This window comes from Mycobacterium sp. E740 (assembly GCF_001672895.1).
GTDB lineage: Bacteria > Actinomycetota > Actinomycetes > Mycobacteriales > Mycobacteriaceae > Mycobacterium.
The window spans coordinates 1-16,911 of the sequence record NZ_LZKP01000080.1 but is presented as its reverse complement, the minus strand read 5'-3'; the positions used below and the strand labels follow the sequence as shown (position 1 = coordinate 16,911).

At 69.1% G+C, this 16,911-nt stretch carries 18 protein-coding genes and 1 tRNA gene; 9 read left to right on the top strand and 10 right to left on the bottom strand.

Annotated features, from left to right (window positions below):
* The first annotated feature begins 306 nt into the window (after positions 1-306).
* Positions 307-1,614: a MinD/ParA family protein gene (locus A5663_RS07025; protein ID WP_082973969.1), complete on the top strand. Its 1,308-nt coding sequence runs from the start codon at positions 307-309 to the stop codon at positions 1,612-1,614.
* Between the two features lie 7 nt (positions 1,615-1,621).
* On the opposite strand, the gene A5663_RS07020 is transcribed toward A5663_RS07025, so the two are convergent.
* The gene (locus A5663_RS07020) at positions 1,622-2,353 is read right to left on the bottom strand and encodes a hypothetical protein (protein ID WP_068145824.1); all 732 of its coding nucleotides are present in this window, start codon (positions 2,351-2,353) and stop codon (positions 1,622-1,624) included.
* A gap of 278 nt (positions 2,354-2,631) precedes the next feature.
* Here A5663_RS07020 and A5663_RS07015 point away from each other — a divergent pair, with 278 nt between their 5' ends.
* On the top strand, positions 2,632-2,922 hold the full coding sequence (locus A5663_RS07015; protein WP_068145821.1) for a WhiB family transcriptional regulator: 291 nt from the start codon (positions 2,632-2,634) through the stop codon (positions 2,920-2,922).
* A gap of 49 nt (positions 2,923-2,971) precedes the next feature.
* Here the strand turns inward: A5663_RS07015 and A5663_RS07010 are convergent, their stop codons facing one another.
* Entirely contained in the window at positions 2,972-4,540 is a 1,569-nt protein-coding gene (locus A5663_RS07010; RefSeq protein ID WP_068145819.1) for an acyl-CoA carboxylase subunit beta, read from the bottom strand.
* 93 nt (positions 4,541-4,633) lie between these two features.
* Here A5663_RS07010 and A5663_RS07005 point away from each other — a divergent pair, with 93 nt between their 5' ends.
* The 4 genes from A5663_RS07005 to A5663_RS06990 are packed head-to-tail and all read left to right on the top strand — an operon-like array spanning position 4,634 to position 7,215.
* Positions 4,634-5,053: an EVE domain-containing protein gene (locus tag A5663_RS07005; RefSeq protein ID WP_068145816.1), complete on the top strand. Its 420-nt coding sequence runs from the start codon at positions 4,634-4,636 to the stop codon at positions 5,051-5,053.
* A gap of 16 nt (positions 5,054-5,069) precedes the next feature.
* On the top strand, positions 5,070-6,044 hold the full coding sequence (locus A5663_RS07000) for a pirin family protein (protein ID WP_068145813.1): 975 nt from the start codon (positions 5,070-5,072) through the stop codon (positions 6,042-6,044).
* Between the two features lie 7 nt (positions 6,045-6,051).
* Positions 6,052-6,384, top strand: coding sequence for a GNAT family N-acetyltransferase (locus A5663_RS06995; RefSeq protein WP_068145809.1), 333 nt, complete (start codon positions 6,052-6,054; stop codon positions 6,382-6,384).
* 27 nt (positions 6,385-6,411) lie between these two features.
* Entirely contained in the window at positions 6,412-7,215 is an 804-nt protein-coding gene (locus A5663_RS06990; RefSeq protein WP_068145803.1) for a thioesterase family protein, read from the top strand.
* 61 nt (positions 7,216-7,276) lie between these two features.
* On the opposite strand, the gene A5663_RS06985 is transcribed toward A5663_RS06990, so the two are convergent.
* The 8 genes from A5663_RS06985 to A5663_RS06950 form a co-directional block, all read right to left on the bottom strand.
* A complete protein-coding gene (locus tag A5663_RS06985; RefSeq protein WP_068145799.1) occupies positions 7,277-8,236 on the bottom strand; it encodes a hypothetical protein in 960 nt (319 codons plus the stop codon).
* Positions 8,237-8,362: 126 nt separating this feature from the next.
* The gene (locus A5663_RS06980; protein ID WP_068145796.1) at positions 8,363-8,842 is read right to left on the bottom strand and encodes a nitroreductase family deazaflavin-dependent oxidoreductase; all 480 of its coding nucleotides are present in this window, start codon (positions 8,840-8,842) and stop codon (positions 8,363-8,365) included.
* Between the two features lie 4 nt (positions 8,843-8,846).
* A complete protein-coding gene (locus tag A5663_RS06975) occupies positions 8,847-9,347 on the bottom strand; it encodes a pyridoxamine 5'-phosphate oxidase family protein (protein WP_068145792.1) in 501 nt (166 codons plus the stop codon).
* Between the two features lie 54 nt (positions 9,348-9,401).
* A complete protein-coding gene (locus A5663_RS06970; protein WP_231976712.1) occupies positions 9,402-10,562 on the bottom strand; it encodes a hypothetical protein in 1,161 nt (386 codons plus the stop codon).
* 83 nt (positions 10,563-10,645) lie between these two features.
* Positions 10,646-11,128 (bottom strand): LppA family lipoprotein, encoded by a 483-nt coding sequence (locus A5663_RS06965; RefSeq protein ID WP_068145786.1) that lies wholly within the window; start codon positions 11,126-11,128, stop codon positions 10,646-10,648.
* Positions 11,129-11,205: 77 nt separating this feature from the next.
* Positions 11,206-13,020 carry an alpha/beta hydrolase gene (locus tag A5663_RS06960; protein ID WP_068145781.1) on the bottom strand — a complete coding sequence of 605 codons (1,815 nt, stop codon included), beginning with the start codon at positions 13,018-13,020 and terminating at the stop codon, positions 11,206-11,208.
* Positions 13,020-13,316: a WXG100 family type VII secretion target gene (locus A5663_RS06955; protein WP_068145779.1), complete on the bottom strand. Its 297-nt coding sequence runs from the start codon at positions 13,314-13,316 to the stop codon at positions 13,020-13,022. Before A5663_RS06955 ends, A5663_RS06960 begins: the two co-directional genes overlap by 1 nt.
* A 151-nt stretch (positions 13,317-13,467) precedes the next feature.
* Positions 13,468-13,550: transfer RNA gene (locus tag A5663_RS06950), tRNA-Leu, on the bottom strand.
* 260 nt (positions 13,551-13,810) lie between these two features.
* Between A5663_RS06950 and A5663_RS06945 the strand changes: the two genes are divergently transcribed.
* The 3 genes from A5663_RS06945 to A5663_RS06935 form a co-directional block, all read left to right on the top strand.
* Positions 13,811-15,283, top strand: a complete 1,473-nt coding sequence (locus A5663_RS06945) for an FhaA domain-containing protein (protein WP_068145777.1) — start codon at positions 13,811-13,813, stop codon at positions 15,281-15,283.
* 136 nt (positions 15,284-15,419) lie between these two features.
* Positions 15,420-15,887, top strand: a complete 468-nt coding sequence (locus tag A5663_RS06940; RefSeq protein ID WP_068145774.1) for an FHA domain-containing protein — start codon at positions 15,420-15,422, stop codon at positions 15,885-15,887.
* Positions 15,884-16,911: PP2C family serine/threonine-protein phosphatase (locus A5663_RS06935; RefSeq protein ID WP_068145771.1), on the top strand; the 1,028-nt coding region annotated here is incomplete at its 3' end. The genes A5663_RS06940 and A5663_RS06935, both read left to right, overlap by 4 nt.

The following is a 16,911-nucleotide window of genomic DNA, read 5'->3' as shown; positions in this document are numbered from 1 at the left end:
CTCGTTCCGCGATTATCGCCCAGCCCGGTTGATCAACGGACAGCCTGCTGCTACGGCGCCACTGAATCAATGCCGGCCTCACCGGGCCGGCTCCGCTGCGCACTGTCGGCCGTTCCCTTGCCGCCACGCGCTGGCATGCGACTACGAGGCAACCTCGCAGAACACTTCGTCGCAGGTCAGCGTACCAGCGGTGCACCACCGCTCAGGTCACCAGTTTTCGCCGCGACGAAAGCGCGCGGTCCGCCCGCCTGAGGCGGTAGTTGATACTTGATGAGGGGCCGACCACGACGTCCGAAGGAGAGCGCAGTGACCGACCGCGATGACGCATTGCGGAAAGAACTCGGCTGGACCGGCCCTGCAGAAACCGACCACGAACCGCCGGCGATCGACTCGGACCCCAGGACTCCACCGGCCAGCTTCCGCCAGGCGCCGTCGCGATTCGGGCCGCCACCGGGAGCGCCGCGGGACACCGGGCCCGTGCCCGTCGTGGGCCGCCACGGGGGGCCGACGGACGTTGGGCCGCAGCTGCAGCCGCCGCCGAGGCAGCAGCCGCCGCACCCACCTCATTTGCCGGGTCCGTCCCAGCAGCCGCCTCCGCCGTGGCCCGGGCGGTGGCCTGGCCCCGGATACGGGCCCGAAGCACGGCCGCCGGGCCCGCCACCGGCCGGTTCGTATGCCGATCGCATCAGGGCCGACGAACTGGTACGGCCGCGCCGAGTGCCGCCGAGTCGCGGCTGGCGCAGAGCCCTCCACCGGGCAACGTTCGGATTGGTGAACCTCGGGCCGGGACCGGACGAGGTCCGGCAGACGGAATTGGAAGCCAAGATCCGGGGCGTCCTGCGTGGCCACTACAAGATCGGCGTGATGGGCAAGGGCGGCGTCGGCAAGACGACGGTCTCGGCCAGCATCGGTTCGGTGTTCGCCGAGCTGCGCCAGGACGACAGGGTGGTCGCGATCGACGCCGACACTGCGTTCGGCAAGCTCGGCAGCCGGGTCGATCCGAAGGCGCAGGGCTCGTACTGGGAGCTGGCCTCCGATCAGCACCTGGACACCTTCGCCGACGTTCGCAGCCGGGTGGGCAACAACGCGGCCGGACTGTTCGTGCTCGCCGGCGAAGCGACCCCCGCCCGCCGGCGCGTCCTAGACCCGGCGATCTACCGAGAGGCCACGTCGCGGCTGGACCGCCACTTCACGATCTCGATCGTCGACTGCAGTTCGACGATGGACGCGCCGGTCACCCAGGAGGTGCTGCGCGACCTCGATGCGTTGATCGTGGTGTCCTCGCCCTGGGTCGATGGTGCCGCCGCAGCGGGTCAGACGCTGGACTGGCTGGCCGCCCGCGGTCTGACGGGGCTCCTGCAGCGCACGGTCATCGTCCTCAACGACTCCGATGGTCACGCGGACAAGCGCACGCGTTCGGTTCTCGCGCACCAGTTTTCAGGACAAGGGCAGCAGGTGGTCGAGGTGCCGTTCGACGGGCACCTGCGGCCGGGCGGTGTCATCAACGGCACATCGGAGATGTCGGCGGCCACTCGGCGGCGGTTCCTCGAGATCGCGGCCGCGCTGGCCGAGCACTTTCCGGCCACCGACGACCGCAGTCGGGACAGGCACTGACGTCTGCTCAGGCCAGTTGGCCGATGAGCCCGTTGATCGCCTCGACGGCCGCCGCTGACACCTGTCGTTCGGCTTCGGCATCGACCACGTCGTTGTCGGAGACCCCGGCGGCCTGCGCAGTCTCGGAGATCGTCAGGTTCGCGCGACGGCGCACGGCATACAGTCGCTGGCCGAGCGTGGCGTGCGGGCCGCGTGCCGCGCGCATCATCAAGCCGTCGTAACGCGTCCGCACCGCGCTCAGCGCCTTGATCAGCGGCGGCGTCACCCGGCTGATCTGCGCGGCCCGGGCCGCCACGCCCTCGAGCTGGCGCAGGTCCGCCAGGATCTTCGTCGCCTTCGGCCCGAATTCGGGATGGTCGGGCTCAGGCAGCCCCGCGATCGCGGAGTCGAAGGTGCTCACCGCCGTGAGTACCGCCTGCGCGATCAGGGGAACCTCGTCGGTGCCGGCAGGCGGTGGCGGTTCGGAATCGCCGCCGGCCGCTTCTCCTCGCCGGAGCCGCGCGATCGTTCCCGGCGGCCACCGCAAAACCTCTTCGAGCTTTGCTCGGGTGCGCTCCCGCGGCCAGCTCCTGCCCTTCTCGAAGGCAATCAGGGCGCCGGCGTTGATGATGCCGTCGGCGGCGAGGCTGCGCTGGCTGATGTTGAGTTCACGACGCCGTGCCGCCGCCGCTCCCCCGGCGCGAACCATGCCGGGATCGGGCACCGCGGACGGTTGCTCGATCGACTCCGGGTTGGTCATTGGCGCGGCGATCCTCGGAAGGCGGTGGCGAAAACGGCTCCGCAATCCTAACCACCGCTACGTCCAGCGCTACGGCTTGACCGCTGGAGGCGTTCTCGAGTCGCGTCGCTGCTGCGGTTTGCGCATGCTGAAATAGTGCTGTCGCTACGGTTTGCGCAGGCGTCCCAGGCCCACGCCCTGGTCCGCAGTTTCTAACTGTTGCGTCGCTACGGTTTCTTCGCTACGTTTACGAACCACCGCGGCACGTCCGCCGCTGACAGCGCAGAGGAGCGACAACGATGAACAGAACTGAGTGGGACGAAATCCCCGTCGGCGCGTGCACCCGTGATCCCGAGCGGTGGACCACGTCGGCCGATGCGGAAGCCAAGGCGATCTGCCGGGCCTGCCCGCGGCGCTGGCTCTGCGCCCGCGAAGCGTGCGAGTTACCGCGCGCCGAAGGTCTTTGGGCCGGCATCTTCGTCCCCGAGACCGGTCGAGGCCGTACATTTGCCCTGCGGCAGCTCAAGTCACTGGCCGAGCGGCATGGCCAGCCGGTGCGCGACCGTCGGCTGTTCGCCGAGTCCGCCTGACGCCAGGCTCGCCCGCCGCCGGATCGGGGGGTCGGCGGCGGGCCTGCCGCTACCAGGTGTCGACGAAACGCCGGCCACCACGATGCGGTGCGTGCGCAGTCGCTGCCGCCAGCGTGTTGACCACCACGTCGCGCGTGTCCGCCGGGTCAATCACGTCGTCGATCTCGAACAGCGCAGCGGCGTTGAGCGCCTTGGCATTGTCCTGCGCCGCGGCCGTCGCCTGGCGGACCCGCTCTTCGCGTTCAGCGTCGTCGGCGATCGCGTCGAGCTCCTTGCGCATGCCCAGCCGCACCGCGCCCTCCAGGCCCATCGGTCCCAGGTGCGCGCCCGGCCATGCCACCGTCAGCACGGGTTCGCGCAGACTGCCGCCGGTCATCGCCTGCGCGCCCAGCCCGTATCCGCGCCGCAGGATCACCGCCACCAACGGAACCTGCATCGCCGCGCCCGCCACCAACATTCGCGATGCACGACGGACCAACGCCTCGGCCTCGGCGGCCGGGCCGACCATGTAGCCCGGACAGTCCACGAGCGAGACGACCGGCAGCCCGAACGCGTCGCACAGTTGCAGGAAGCGGGCCGCCTTGTCAGCCGCCGCGGCGGTGATAGCCCCCGCCATCACCATGGTGTTGTTCGCGATGACACCGACCGCGCGCCCGTCGAACCGCGCCAGCGCGGTCACCATCTCCGGCGCGAACCGTGTGCGCAGGAACGTCACCGACCCCTCGTCGGCCAGCGTCTCGATCACCGGAGCGACCTGGTACGCGCGCCGCGCACGCTCGGGAACCATTGCGCGCAAACGGGTTTGGTTGCCGACCGGGCCGGGCGCCGTCGTGCCCTGGAAATAACCGAGGAGCCGTTTGGTCACCGCAACGGCCTCGGCCTCGTCCGCGACGACGACGTCGACGACGCCGTTGGGCGACTGCACGCTGATCGGACCCACCTCGTCGGGCGGAACATCGCCGAGTCCGCCGCCGGCGATCATCGCCGGGCCACCCATGCCGATCGACGTATTCTCCGTCGCCACAATCAGATCCGAGCATCCGGCGATGACGGCGTTGCCCGCGAAACACCGGCCGTGGACGACGGCGATCCGCGGCACCACGCCGGAGAGCGCCGCCCACAGCTTGAACGCCCGGGCGTCGAGCGCGGACACCACCGGTATGTCGGTGTCGCCCGGCCGCCCGCCGCCGCCCTCGGCGAAGAACACCGTCGGAAGGCGCATCCGCTCGATGAGTTCGAACAGCCGGTCCTTCTTGCGATGGCCCAGCGCACCCTGCGTCCCGGCCAGCACCGTGTAGTCGTAGGACAACACGGCGCAAGCGCTTCGGTCGTTCCCGAACTGGTCGCCGTTGATCCGCGCCGTTCCTGCGACCAGACCATCGGCCGGGGTGCGGGCGATCAGGTCGTCGAGGTCACGGCGGTGCCGCTGCGCCGCGATGGCGAACCGTCCGTACTCGACGAACGAGCCCTCGTCGACAAGGTCGGCGATGTTCTCCCGGGCGGTCCTGGCGTTCGCGGTGCGCCTGCGCGCGACGGCGTCCGGCCGGGCCGCATCTTCGGTGAGCGCGCGGCGCTGCAGCAGTTCGGCGTGGTCGTCGCGCAGCGACTCGTCACTCACGGCGTCCGATGCTAATCACCGACCGTGGAAGTTATCCACAGGGCGGGTGCGCGACACGTCCGGATGTCGGCCGTCGCGCCTAGCGTTCGAGGCATGACGAACTGGATCAACACAGTGAGCCGCGACCATGTCGAATTCGGCGTGCGCGGCCGCTTCACGCAGGCAAACCACGGCAGGCCCACGATGTTGCGCAAGATGGAACGCGGCGACTGGATCGTGTTCTACTCGCCTCGGACGGTGTACCCGGACGGGCCGCCGCTGCAGGCGTTCACCGCGATCGGGCGGGTCGCCGACGACGAGCCCTACCTGGATCACGCGTCGTCGGATTTCGAATCGTGGCGGCGCAACGTCGACTTCCTCGATGCGGTCGAGACGCCGATCCGGCCGCTCATCGAGCAGCTCGGGTTCATCGAGAACAAGGCGCGGTGGGGCTACAAGTTCCGCTCCGGGGTCTTCCGGATCGATGACGACGATCTGGAGGTGATCCGTTCGGCGATGACGAGCCCGGGATGAGGCCTACCGTGGACTGGTGAGCAACACCGAACCGGCGCCGGCCGAAGTCGCCTGCGCGGCATCGCCGTTCGCCGGGATCCTGCATCCGCGCGAAGTGCCGCTGGGTGGGCCGCGGGCCATCAGGGTGCGACGTACGCTGCCGCAGCGGGAGCGTTCGCTGATCGGGGCGTGGTGCTTCGTGGACCATTACGGCCCGCACGACGTGCGCAGCGGCGGTCCGATGGATGTGCCACCGCACCCGCACACCGGTTTGCAGACGGTCAGCTGGTTGTTCAGCGGCGAGGTCGAACACCGCGACAGCGCTGGGGTGCACGCGATCGTGCGGCCCGGTGAGCTCAACCTGATGACGGCCGGCGCCGGCATCTGTCACTCCGAGGTCTCCGTGCCTCCTGCCGAGGCATCTCCGATGTTGCATGGAGTGCAGTTGTGGGTGGCGCTGCCCGACGAAGCGCGCGACACCGGTCGCGACTTCGCGCACTTCGCGCCGGAACCGGGCCGGCTCGGCGACGCGACGCTACGCGTGTTCCTCGGCGAACTCGAGGGGCTGCGCTCCCCCGTGCACACGTTCACACCGCTCCTCGGCGCCCAGGTCGACCTCGAACCCGGCGCCGCCCTGGTGCTGGAAGTCGACCCCGAGTTCGAGCACGGCGTACTGCTCGACCACGGCGAGGTGTCGGTCGCGGGGACAGCGCTAGACGTGGCGGATCTGGCGTTCCAGGCCGCCGGTCACGACCGGCTGACCCTGACCAACCGTGGCGCGCAGTCCGCCCGGCTGATGCTGCTCGGCGGGCCACCGTTCCCGGAGCAGTTGGTGATGTGGTGGAACTTCGTCGGCCGCGATCACGACGACATCGTGACGTACCGCCGGCAGTGGGAAGCCGGCGACGACAGGTTCGGGGCAGTGCGGGGCTACCGCGGCGCGGTCTCGCGGTTGCCCGCCCCTCCCTTGCCCAACGTCACCTTGCGTCCGCGGCCGAACCCGCGGGTATAGAGGAGACATGACCACCGACAAAACCGGGGCGCCGACCGAGGTCGCTGCCGGATCCGACCGCTACACGATCTCCGTCGACGGCAAGGACGTCGGCCTGGCCGAGTTCGCCGACCGCGACGGCCAGCGCGTCTTCACCCACACGGAGGTGGACAGCGACTTCGAGGGTCGCGGCCTGGCCACCATCCTGATCGGCGAGGCGTTGCAGAGCACCCGCGATGCCGGCCTGCGCATCGTGCCCGTCTGCGAGATGGTGGCCAACTACGTCGAGAAGCACGACGAGTACGCCGACGTCGTCGATCCGGTGTCCGACGAGATCAAGCGCTGGCTGGCTGGTCACTGATCCGAACAGCCCACTAACGTCGTCGCGATGGTGGCGGCGTTCTTCACTCCCGACGGCGACGCATTCGTGCCCGCACCCATCGCGCGGGGCCCGTGGGGTCAGACCATCAGCGGCAACTACGTCGGCGGACTGCTCGGTCACGTGCTCGAACGCGACGCCGGGAATCCCGAGTTCCAGCCCGCCCGTCTCACCGTCGACCTGTTCCGGCCCGCCGCACTGTCGGCCGTGCGCGTCGAAACCGCGGCCGTGCGCCAGGGCCGCCGCCTGAAGCTCGTCGATGCGCTGATGACCCAGGACAACACGGTCGTCGCGCGGGCCACCGCCTTGTTCCTCCGCCGCGGCGACCAACCGCGGGACGAGATCTGGACCTCGCCGGTCACCATGCCGCCGCTGCCGCCGACGCCGGACCCCATCCCGCGCGGCCTGTCGACGCTGGTCTGGACGTACGGCAAGGAAGGCCACGAACCCAGTCCCGGTGAGGGCTTGTCGGGCTGGCAGCACTCGGGGCCCAAGTACATCTGGGTGCGCGACTTCCGGCCGCTCGTCGAGGGCGAGGAGCTCACGCCGTTCACCCGGGCGGCGATGGCCGGCGACATGGTGAGCTCGTTGACCCACTTCGGGCCGAGCGGTCTGCAGTGGATCAACGCCGACTACACCGTCACGCTGGCGCGCCTGCCGCGCGGGCCGTATCTCGGGCTGGCCGCGCTGACGCATTACAGCCACGACGGCGTGGCCACCGGCACCGCCACACTCGTCGATGAACACGGTCCCATCGGTAGCGGGGTCGCCAACGCGCTGTCGAACCCCGGCTTCGCTCCGCCGCGAATGTAAACCCCAGCGGCACAAGTGAAAACACCCCGCGAGATTCGCGGGGTGCTTCCGTCGTGTTCGATCAGCTGAGGCCGACGACTTCCTGCGCGATGTCGGCCAGGCGGGTCTGCGCCGCCGACACCAGTCGCTGGCGGTTCTTATGCATCTCCTCGTACGCGACGATGGTGCGGATGTCGCTCGGATCGTCGAGGTCCTTCACCGCGGCCACGGCCTCGTTGAGGTTCAGGTCCTCATACCCGGCGATCGGCAGTTCGTCGGCGTCGACGACACCGCCCTGGGCACGCGCCCGATGCAACGCGTCAGCCGCATCGTCGGCGCCCTCCCGGCGGACAACCTCCTCGGCGCGCTTCAGAGCGCCGTCCCGCGAAGCGCCGAGCGCCTTGATCGTGATCTCGCCGGCGCGCTGGGCGCGCTGACGCAGGTCCTCGACGGCCGGTCCCGCCGAGCGCACCAGCTCGGCGATCCGCTCCACCGACTGCGCCGACCACTGGCCGGGCAGGTTGACCAGCTTCACCGCGGTGCCCGCTGCCGCCTGCAGCGGGGTGCGCTGCAGCGCCGCCGGGCCGCCGAGCGCATCCTCGGCCAGCACGGTGGTCAGCCAGTTCACCGTCGCCGAGTGCGCGGTGATCAGCCGGTCCGCCAGGTCCTGCACGTCCGGCTTCTTGGCCGCGACGGAAAGCGCCTTGATGTAGCGCGCCCGATCCAGCAGCTGGTCCTCCAGCGCCAGGTCACCCAGCAGCGCCTCGTCGAACGGCTGAGCCTGCTCGGTCAGCGCCTTGACGGCCGCCGCGGCACGTCCCAGGAACGGGCCGATGGTGTCGGGGAAACCGCCCAGGTCGCGGATCGCCTTCTCGATGGCCTCGGCGCGGACGCGACCGTGCTCGGCGTTCTGGGTCAACTCGCGACGCACGGCGTCGGTCCGGGCCTGCGCGATCCGCGTCTCAGCGACCTGGATCTCGGTGTGAGTCAGGTCCAGGATCGTGCGCAGCTGGTTGAGCAAGGTGGATTCAGTGTTGGTCATGGATATTTCGCCCCTTAAGCGTTGACGGTTTCGGTCGGCGCATGGGGTGCACCTGTCCCGTTGGCTACCCGACCGGCGGGGGAAGTCGAACGCGTCAGGGGTGTGAGATGGGTCGCAATCGGCGCGTCAGCGCGGCTGCAGGATGATCACCGGAATCTCGCGGTCGGCCCAAGACTGGTAGGTGTCGAAGTCGGCGTATGCCTCGACCAGCTTCGGCCACAGCCGGGCTCGCTGCTCGGGTGTGGCGGTCACCGCGCGAACCGGACGGCCGTCCGATCCGATCTCGATGTGCGCGTCCGGGTTGGCCACCAGATTGCGGTACCACTGCGGATCGGTGTCGCGACCACCTTGGGACGCCACCACGATCACGTCGTCGCCGTCGTGGATGTACACCAGCGGGGACACCAACCGCCTGCCGGACTTGCGGCCGATGTGCTCGAGCAGCAGCGTCGGCACCGGCTTCTTGAAACCGGCTCCGACGCGCCAGTTCGCGCCGATCTTGCCGCCGGATCGGCGGTACACCCACACGTGCGCCTTGCCCGCGTACTTCATGGCCTTGGAGACGACGGGCGAGTTCAGCTGCTTGGGCTTGTTCTTCGGATCCATACGATCAACCTAGATACTGCGCGGTGCTGCCGCCGAGCGGCATCTCCGGCATACCGAGCTTGCGGTGGTCCCAGCTGCGCGTCCGAGTGGGCACCACCCGCACACAGATGCGGTTGTTCATCATCTGGTCGACGAACGGGCGCATCTCCTCGGAGTACGGCCCGGTGTAGCGCTCCCACACGCTGATGCCAACGCGCAGAACGGTTTCCGGATCGTCGACGATCTCGGCGCGGCCGTCGATCGAGACACCGCGCAGGGTGTCGTAGGTGTGGCCGTCCTCGATCATCACGGTGACGGTCGGGTCGCGCCGAAGGTTCACCGCCTTCTGCGACTTGGCCTTCGTCTCGAACCAGATCTCTCCGTCGAGCACGGCGTACCACATCGCGACCAGATGCGGCCGGCCGTCGGGCAGCACGGTCGCGAGCGTGGCGGTGCGGCTGCGTTCGATGAATTCGGCGATCTCGTCGTCGGACATGACGATCTTCGCGCGCTCGTTCTTGCCCACGGTCGAATACTGTCAGGTCGCCGCCGCCGCCGTCGGCACCGGGATGCGGTTCTGCTAGCTCATCAACATGATGTACTGCGCTGCCGTCATCTGCTGGGTGGCCAGCAGGGTCGGGGCGCTGGTCTCGATGGTGTACCGGTCGGCCGTCGCCACGCAGTAGAAGCCGCCTTCGCTCATCCGCAGGCAGCGGCTGTCGGGCATGTTCGGCACCGGGTTGGCGGGCTGCGCCGTCGGTGACACCTCGGCGTAGAACTCGTCGACAACGCCCTTGGCGCCGTCGGCGTCGCTGGTCTGGTAGACCGTTGAGCCGGCCATCGAAACGAGGTCTACGCCGGTGGCCGAGAACAGCTTTGCCGAACGGGCGGGGTCGGATTGGAAGTGCAGCGCGCCCCGCTGCTCGTATGTCGCGGGCTTGGTGAACGTCATGTCCTGGCCGTCGAGCGGGATCGTGCGGGCCAGCAGCCCGGTCGGATCGATCGAGATGTCGGCCAGCTCGCTCACGTCGGTGGCACGGAACTTGTCGATCTCCGGCGCCTGCACCTCGATGGTCTTGGCCACCAACTGGGCTGCGGCCTCAACGCCGGCCGTCGCCTGCGCCTGCTGCATGAGCACGTACGGGCCGTGCGCGGTGAACGACCGCGCCGCGCCGAACTGGCCGATCTCCCGGTCGGCGCCGGTGTAACTGGTTGCCCAGGCGTCCGGGTGGCCCGGGATCTCCAGTTTGGGCGCCGGCCCCGCGCCCTGCTGCTGGGCCGCCGCGTCGCTCAGGTCGGTGGCAGCGGCCTGCGCGGCGCCGTCGTCGGCGAAGCGCAGCACCGCGTTGAGCAGCACGCGGCGGTTCTTCTCGGTGCGCACCGAGGCGAAGCCGGTGACGAAGTCGTGCCGGCCCGCGGCCGCGGCGAGGTTCATGGGCCCGATCAGGGCCAGCGCCTCGGGCCGGGGCAGCACCACCGCACCGAAGCCGAACGAACCCGTCAAGGCCGAATCGACCTCCCACGGCCCGACGACGTGATCGGCCAGCCGCTGGCCCTCGAGCACGGCACCCAACAGCGGATCCCCGGCGACGCCCAACGGGTTTCGCGGTGCCGTCGGGAACCGCCCCGCGTCCAGCTGATCGAGGTTGAGCGTGGGGCCCGCCGGTCCCCCGGTGGCCTTGACCGCCGCGCCCTGAACCGTCGCCGTACAGCCGGTCACGACCAGCGCGACTACCGACATGAGCGCAAGAATTGCGTGCCGCATCCCGTCGAAATTACCCGCGCCCGCGCGACCGATGGTTCAGGCGTGCCGACCGGGTCGGCTCAGGTTGGAGCGCCCTTCCCTTGCGGCAGCCGGCAACCGGTGTATCCGGAGACCACCAGATTTCCCTTGTAGGAGACCTTGATGAAGACTCCCGCGGTACCGGTGAACCAGACGTCGTGATTGCGCGGTCCGTCCTTCAGCGTCTGAACATCGGTGGCACCGACCGTCGCCGCCGAATCCTTGGCGACGCCGAGCACGTGTCGCCAATCGTCTTCCGAGACAACGACATTCTCGGCGATGCGGTTCGGCAGGTACGCCGACATCCCATCTGACTTGTCGTACGGCGCGGGGCAGCTCCCGGTGTCCTCGTTGGTTCCGTTGACCCAGACTATGCTGCCGACGCGTTGCGACGCCGCGGCCGTGATGGAGTTCAGCGCACTGTCGAGCTTCGATGTCGTCTCCTCGAACGATGGCAGCGCACGAAGCTCTTCGGCCGCGTGCGCGGCGTCCGTCGACGGTGTGGGTTGATCGGGCTGATTCACGTGGCACCCTGTCGCTAGCGTGAGGACCACTGCACAGCCGCTGACGAACTGTCTGCGTCGTCGCATCTGCGGTTGCCTCACTTTTCCCGTATGGCGTCGTCGCCGAGTCCGGCGATGACCGCGGCGATGTTGTAGTTGGTGGTGCGGGGCATGCCATTGTCGCCGAAGCGTGGATAGTCGCTGTGGCCGTGGGCAGCGCCCAGGTCCATCGAGCCGCCGTTGCCGTCCGGCACTGTGACCGCCCCGGTCTCGAGGTGCGTGAAATTCGGGTTGCTCGCGGGGTCGGGCCCGAACTGGCCTGCGCCCGTGAGATCCAGTGTGCGCAAAGCCGATTCGGCGAGCGATCCGAACGGCTCCGGCAACAGGGGCGCCGCCGCGCGCACCCAGGGGGTGTCGAAGACATGTTGGATGGGGTCGTCCGGCGTCTGCATGGTGAAGACGTGGCCGTCGCCGAGTTGCAGCTCTTGCGGCGTGGTCGCTGCGATACCCGGTGAACCGTAGAAGATCGCGTCGGTGACCCCGTGATTGCCCGGCTCCTGCAGTGCCAGCCCGGTCGTGAGCGACCCGTAGGAGTGGCCGATGGCCGTGAGTTGGGCGGGTACGCCCTCGTGGCTGGCGGTCAGTCCGTCGTAGAAACCGGCGAGGTCCTTCGCCCCTGCCTGGGCGAGTTGGCCGTGGCTGACGTCCCAGGCCCCGGTCAGTGATCCGCGCGCGTCGTCCAGTCCTGGGATCTGCGGCGCGTCGTAGCCGATCCAGGCGATCGTCGAGACGGAGTCGGTGGCGTGTCCGGGCGTGGTCTGCAACTGGCGCAGCGTCTCCTGCCGCAGCTGACGAGCTTCATCGGTCATGGCGCCGATGCTGTCGTGCACCGTGGTGTTGAGTCCCGGCGTGGTGACGGCGACGTGTTCGGCGGTGTCGGGATCGCCGATCGCGATCGCGGCGTGCGCGCGCTCACCGGTCTTGGTGTCCAGCAGCAGCAGCTTGCGGTCGGTGCCCGTCGCTGCTTTTTCGACGGCCTGCAGGTCGGGCAGATACTTCGCGCCGCTTCGGGCCGCGTCGTACTGTCGTTGCCACGCTTCGTATTTCAGCCGGTCGTCGAAAATGGCGCCCGGCTTGTTCGGTGGCGGAATGTTTCGGCCGTCGGCCCAGTCGGGGTGTTGGTTGCGCAGGGCGTCGGCGCTCGCCTGGGCGGCTTGCGCCTGCGTCATCGCGTCCGCCAGTGCCAAGCGGTTGTAGTAGTCGCGGTCGACGGCCGGCATGCCGTCGCGGTTTCCGATCGAATGGTCGCGCTGGTACAGGGCGTCCTTCTGCTCCGGGGTCAGCCGCTCCCAGAAGTCGTGGAACTGGTTGGGATCCGCGGGCAGCGGCATCGACAACGCGTCGGGTATCGGCGGCTTGCCGGTGGGCCCTTCACCGGCGGTGGTGATCGCGTTGGCCAGTTCACTGTCGGCAGTGTTGGCTTGCGAGAGCAGGCCGGCGATGCGCGTCTCGATGTCTGCTTGTTGCAGGGCGTAGATCGGGTCGCCGACCATGCCGGGGTACAGCGGGGTGACCTTGCCGGTGGCCATGTCGATCGAGAAGCCGTCGCGCTGGGCGTCGCTCTTGATGCGCTGCAGGCTGGCCTTGATGCTCTCGATCTGGTCGGCCGCCTCCCCGGTGGCCGAGGACAGCCGCGCCATCTCCAGTCCGTGGCCGGCCAGGTAGCCACTGAGCTTGTCCAGGGAGGCGCGGGCGGAGTCCCCGCCGGCGCCTCGCCACGTGGCGATCAGCGGCAGCTTGGTCAGGCCGGAGCGAACCTCGTCGGCGCTGGCGCCGCGTTTGGCCAGGGCAGTGGACACCTCACGGATCGCGCCGGCGTCCCAGCGCTCGACGTCGGCGAGGGTCAGCGTCATCAGAGCAGGTCGTCGAGCGCCGCCGCACTGGTGCCGTCGACGGTCTCGTACCCGGCAGCCGCTGCGCGGAAGGCTTCACCGTGCGCGGCGAGGTCGCGGGTCATCGTGGCCGTGGTGTCCTGCCACTCGGCGAATTTGGCTTGCAAAGCGGCGGCCGAAGTGCCGACCCAGCCCGCTTGTGCCTCCTCGATCGCGCCGTCGGCTGCGGTGTGCGCGGCCGACAGCTCGGAGTGGTGCATGTCGAGATGATCGGATGACATGCGCAGGTCGATCGGATCGACCTCGAGGTCCTTCATTCGTTCCCCTGACATCTGCCCGTGCGCTTCGCATCCAAGGATAGAAGTGCCGTCGAACGTCATCCGCGACGATTCGGGTGCGCACGCCGCGACCCCGCGGCTGCTGACAGATTCAGGTGTGACCGAAAGACCGGCTCGTCACATCTGTTTGTGGGCGAAGGGGGACTTGAACCCCCACGTCCCGAAGGACACTGGCACCTGAAGCCAGCGCGTCTGCCATTCCGCCACTCGCCCCAACAACCGGGGGAGCCTATCACGCTGAGCACCCCGTGCCCCAACCGTGCCGCTCGCCTTGCCAACGGCCTTTCGACGCCGTGATTCGATCGTGAATGAGCGTGTCTGAGCTGCGATGTTGCGATTCTCAGAATTCTGATGGTCCCGCAGCGCGGCGCTGGGCCGATACCATGCAGATGAGCATCGTGGCCAGGCGACACGCGGGCACCCGCGGCCATGAGCAGGGCCGACGTACGACGACGAGTGAGGCGGGCGGTGATATGGGTCTAGTCGACCGTATCGAGCGCAAGCTCGAGTCGACGGTCGGTGACGCGTTCGCCCGGGTGTTCGGCGGCTCGATAGTCCCCCAGGAAGTCGAGGGGATGCTTCGCCGGGAAGCCGACAGCGGCGCGCGCGAAGTGCTCGACGGTCAGGTTTTGGCCCCGAACGACTACGTCATTACCCTCAGTGTGCCTGACTATCAGAAGGTGAGCGCCGACCCAGACCTCACATCAGCGACTTTCGCCAAGCACTTGGAGGGATACATCCGTGAGCAGGGGTGGCAAACGTATGGTGATGTTGTCGTCAGGTTCGAACAATCACCCACCCTGCACACCGGACAGTTTCGCGCGCGTGGAGCGGTCAATCCCGACTCGACCACTGGCGAACCCCCATCTCGAGTACGTGCGTCCAGCGCAGAATCAGGAGAACGACCGATGAGCGACAACCCGACTTACCGCGGCGGCCAGGGGCCGGGTCGGCCCGCCGACGACTACTACGACCGTCCGCACGACGAGCGGTACGGCCGCCCCGACGACCGCGGCCAGTATCCGCCGCAGGACCAGGGTGGCTACCCGCCGCAGGGTGACCAGTACCCGCCCCGTCAGGGCGGCGGCTACCCCGACCAAGGCGGTTACCCCGACCAGGGCGGTTATCAGGAGCAGGGTGGCTACCCGGATCAGGGCGGCTACGACCAGGGCTACCCGCCGCCGTCGTACGAGCAGCGGCCCCCCGCCGGCGGCTACGGCCCCCCGCAGCAGGGCGGCTACCAGGACCAGGGCTACCGCCAGGCGCCCGGCGGCTACGGTCCGCCCCAGGGCGGCCAGCCCGGCTACGGCGGCGGTTCCGGCGGTGACTACGGTCGCCCGCCTGCGCCGGGCCGTCACGACGACGGCGGCTACGGCCGCCCCGAGCCGCGGCCCGCGTATCCGGATCAGGGCGGCTACCCGGATCAGGGGGGTTACCCCGACCAGGGTGGCTACGGCGACCAGGGCGGTTACGGCGGCCAGGCCTACGGCCGCCAGGACCAGGGCTACGGCGCCCCGCCGGACTACGGCCGCTACGGTGACGCACAATCGGCCGGCTATGCCGAGCCCGGCTACTCCGAGCCCGCGGGCGGTGGCTACGACTACGGCCAGCAGGGCGGTTACAGCGGTGGCTACGGCCAGGGCGACTACTCCGCGGGCGCCGCGACGGTCACCTTGCAGCTCGACGACGGCAGCGGCCGCACCTACCAGCTGCGCGAGGGCACGAACGTCATCGGTCGCGGTCAGGACGCTCAGTTCCGTCTGCCCGACACCGGGGTGTCCCGGCGCCATCTGGAGATCCGCTGGGACGGTCAGGTCGCGCTGCTGTCCGATCTGAACTCCACCAACGGCACGACCGTCAACAACGCGCCGGTGCAGGAGTGGCAGCTCGCAGACGGCGACGTGATCCGGCTGGGCCACTCCGAGATCATCGTCCGCGTGCACTGAGCACCGGGGCCGGCCGAAGCGGCGAAGCTGGTCGCTTCCCGCTCATCTCGGCGACCGTACAAGTATCGTGACGGTGCCGAGGCTGGTCGGGTGCGCCGACGCGACGTGAACGGGATGGAGACGGAGAGGACGTCAGATGCAGGGGTTGGTGCTGCAACTGACGCGCGTCGGATTCCTGCTGCTGCTGTGGCTGTTCATCTGGTCGGTGCTCAGGATCCTGCGCACCGACCTCTACGCCCCGCCCGGCGCCGTGATGGTGCGACGGGGCCTGCCGTTGCGGGCCTCGCTGCTGCCCAACCGGGGCCGTCGTAACGTGGCGCGTCAACTGGTGGTCACCGAGGGCGCGCTTGCGGGCACCCGCATCACGTTGGGTGCGCAACCCGTGCTGATCGGCCGCGCCGACGACTCGACGCTGGTGCTCACCGACGACTACGCCTCGACGCGGCACGCCAGGCTCTCGCCTCGAGGCCCGGAATGGTACGTCGAAGACCTAGGATCGACCAACGGCACATACCTCGACAGGGCGAAGGTGACGACGGCGGTACGGGTTCCGATGGGCACGCCGGTTCGAATCGGCAAGACCGTGATCGAGCTGCGCCCGTGACACTGGTGCTGCGATACGCCGCGCGCAGCGACCGCGGCCTGGTCCGAGCGAACAACGAGGACTCGGTGTACGCCGGTGCGCGACTGCTCGCACTCGCCGACGGCATGGGCGGCCACGCCGCCGGCGAGGTCGCCTCGCAACTGGTCATCGCCGCACTAGCCCACCTCGACGACGACGAGCCCGGCGGCGACCTGCTGTCCAAGCTCAACTCCGCGGTGCGCGAGGGCAATTCGGCGATCGCCGCTCATGTCGAGGCCGATCCGGAACTCGAGGGCATGGGCACCACCTTGACCGCGATCCTGTTCGCGGGCAATCGCCTTGGTCTGGTACACATCGGCGACTCCAGGGGCTACCTGCTGCGCGACGGCGAACTCAACCAGATCACCAAGGACGACACCTTCGTTCAGACCCTCGTCGACGAGGGCCGCATCACCGCGGAAGAGGCGCACAGCCACCCGCAGCGGTCGCTGATCATGCGCGCGCTGACCGGCCACGAGGTGGAGCCCACGCTGATCATGCGCGAGGCGCGCGCCGGCGACCGCTACCTGCTGTGCTCCGACGGGTTGTCCGACCCGGTCAGCCACGACACGATCCTCGAGGCGCTGCAGATCGCGGATGTGGCCGAAAGCGCCGACCGGCTCATCGAATTGGCGCTTCGCGGCGGCGGACCGGACAACGTCACCGTCGTGGTGGCCGACGTCATCGACAACAGCGACTACGACTACGGCCAGACCCAGCCGATCCTGGCCGGCGCAGTCTCCGGGGACGACGACCAGCCGCCGCCCAACACCGCAGCGGGCCGCGCATCGGCGTTCAACCCGCGTCGCAACGAACCCAAACGCGCTGTACCGGAACCGGAGGAACCGCCGCGGCCGCCCAAGTCGCGGCGGCGAATGTTCATCGCCGCCGTCGTGCTGGTGCTTGTCGTCCTGGCCGGATTGGCCATCGGCCGCCAGATCATTCGCAGCAACTATTACGTCGCCGCCCACGACGACGCCGTTTCGATCATGCGCGGTGTGCCCGG

Bases quoted from the DNA above. Each gene is read 5' to 3' on its own strand.
- A5663_RS07020 (WP_068145824.1), bottom strand. From the start codon at position 2,353: ATGACCAACCCGGAGTCGATCGAGCAACCGTCCGCGGTGCCCGATCCC.
- A5663_RS07015 (WP_068145821.1), top strand. From the start codon at position 2,632: ATGAACAGAACTGAGTGGGACGAAATCCCCGTCGGCGCGTGCACCCGT.
- A5663_RS07005 (WP_068145816.1), top strand. From the start codon at position 4,634: ATGACGAACTGGATCAACACAGTGAGCCGCGACCATGTCGAATTCGGC.
- A5663_RS06995 (WP_068145809.1), top strand. From the start codon at position 6,052: ATGACCACCGACAAAACCGGGGCGCCGACCGAGGTCGCTGCCGGATCC.
- A5663_RS06990 (WP_068145803.1), top strand. From the start codon at position 6,412: ATGGTGGCGGCGTTCTTCACTCCCGACGGCGACGCATTCGTGCCCGCA.
- A5663_RS06985 (WP_068145799.1), bottom strand. From the start codon at position 8,236: ATGACCAACACTGAATCCACCTTGCTCAACCAGCTGCGCACGATCCTG.
- A5663_RS06980 (WP_068145796.1), bottom strand. From the start codon at position 8,842: ATGGATCCGAAGAACAAGCCCAAGCAGCTGAACTCGCCCGTCGTCTCC.
- A5663_RS06970 (WP_231976712.1), bottom strand. From the start codon at position 10,562: ATGTCGGTAGTCGCGCTGGTCGTGACCGGCTGTACGGCGACGGTTCAG.
- A5663_RS06960 (WP_068145781.1), bottom strand. From the start codon at position 13,020: ATGACGCTGACCCTCGCCGACGTCGAGCGCTGGGACGCCGGCGCGATC.
- A5663_RS06955 (WP_068145779.1), bottom strand. From the start codon at position 13,316: ATGAAGGACCTCGAGGTCGATCCGATCGACCTGCGCATGTCATCCGAT.
- A5663_RS06945 (WP_068145777.1), top strand. From the start codon at position 13,811: ATGGGTCTAGTCGACCGTATCGAGCGCAAGCTCGAGTCGACGGTCGGT.
- A5663_RS06940 (WP_068145774.1), top strand. From the start codon at position 15,420: ATGCAGGGGTTGGTGCTGCAACTGACGCGCGTCGGATTCCTGCTGCTG.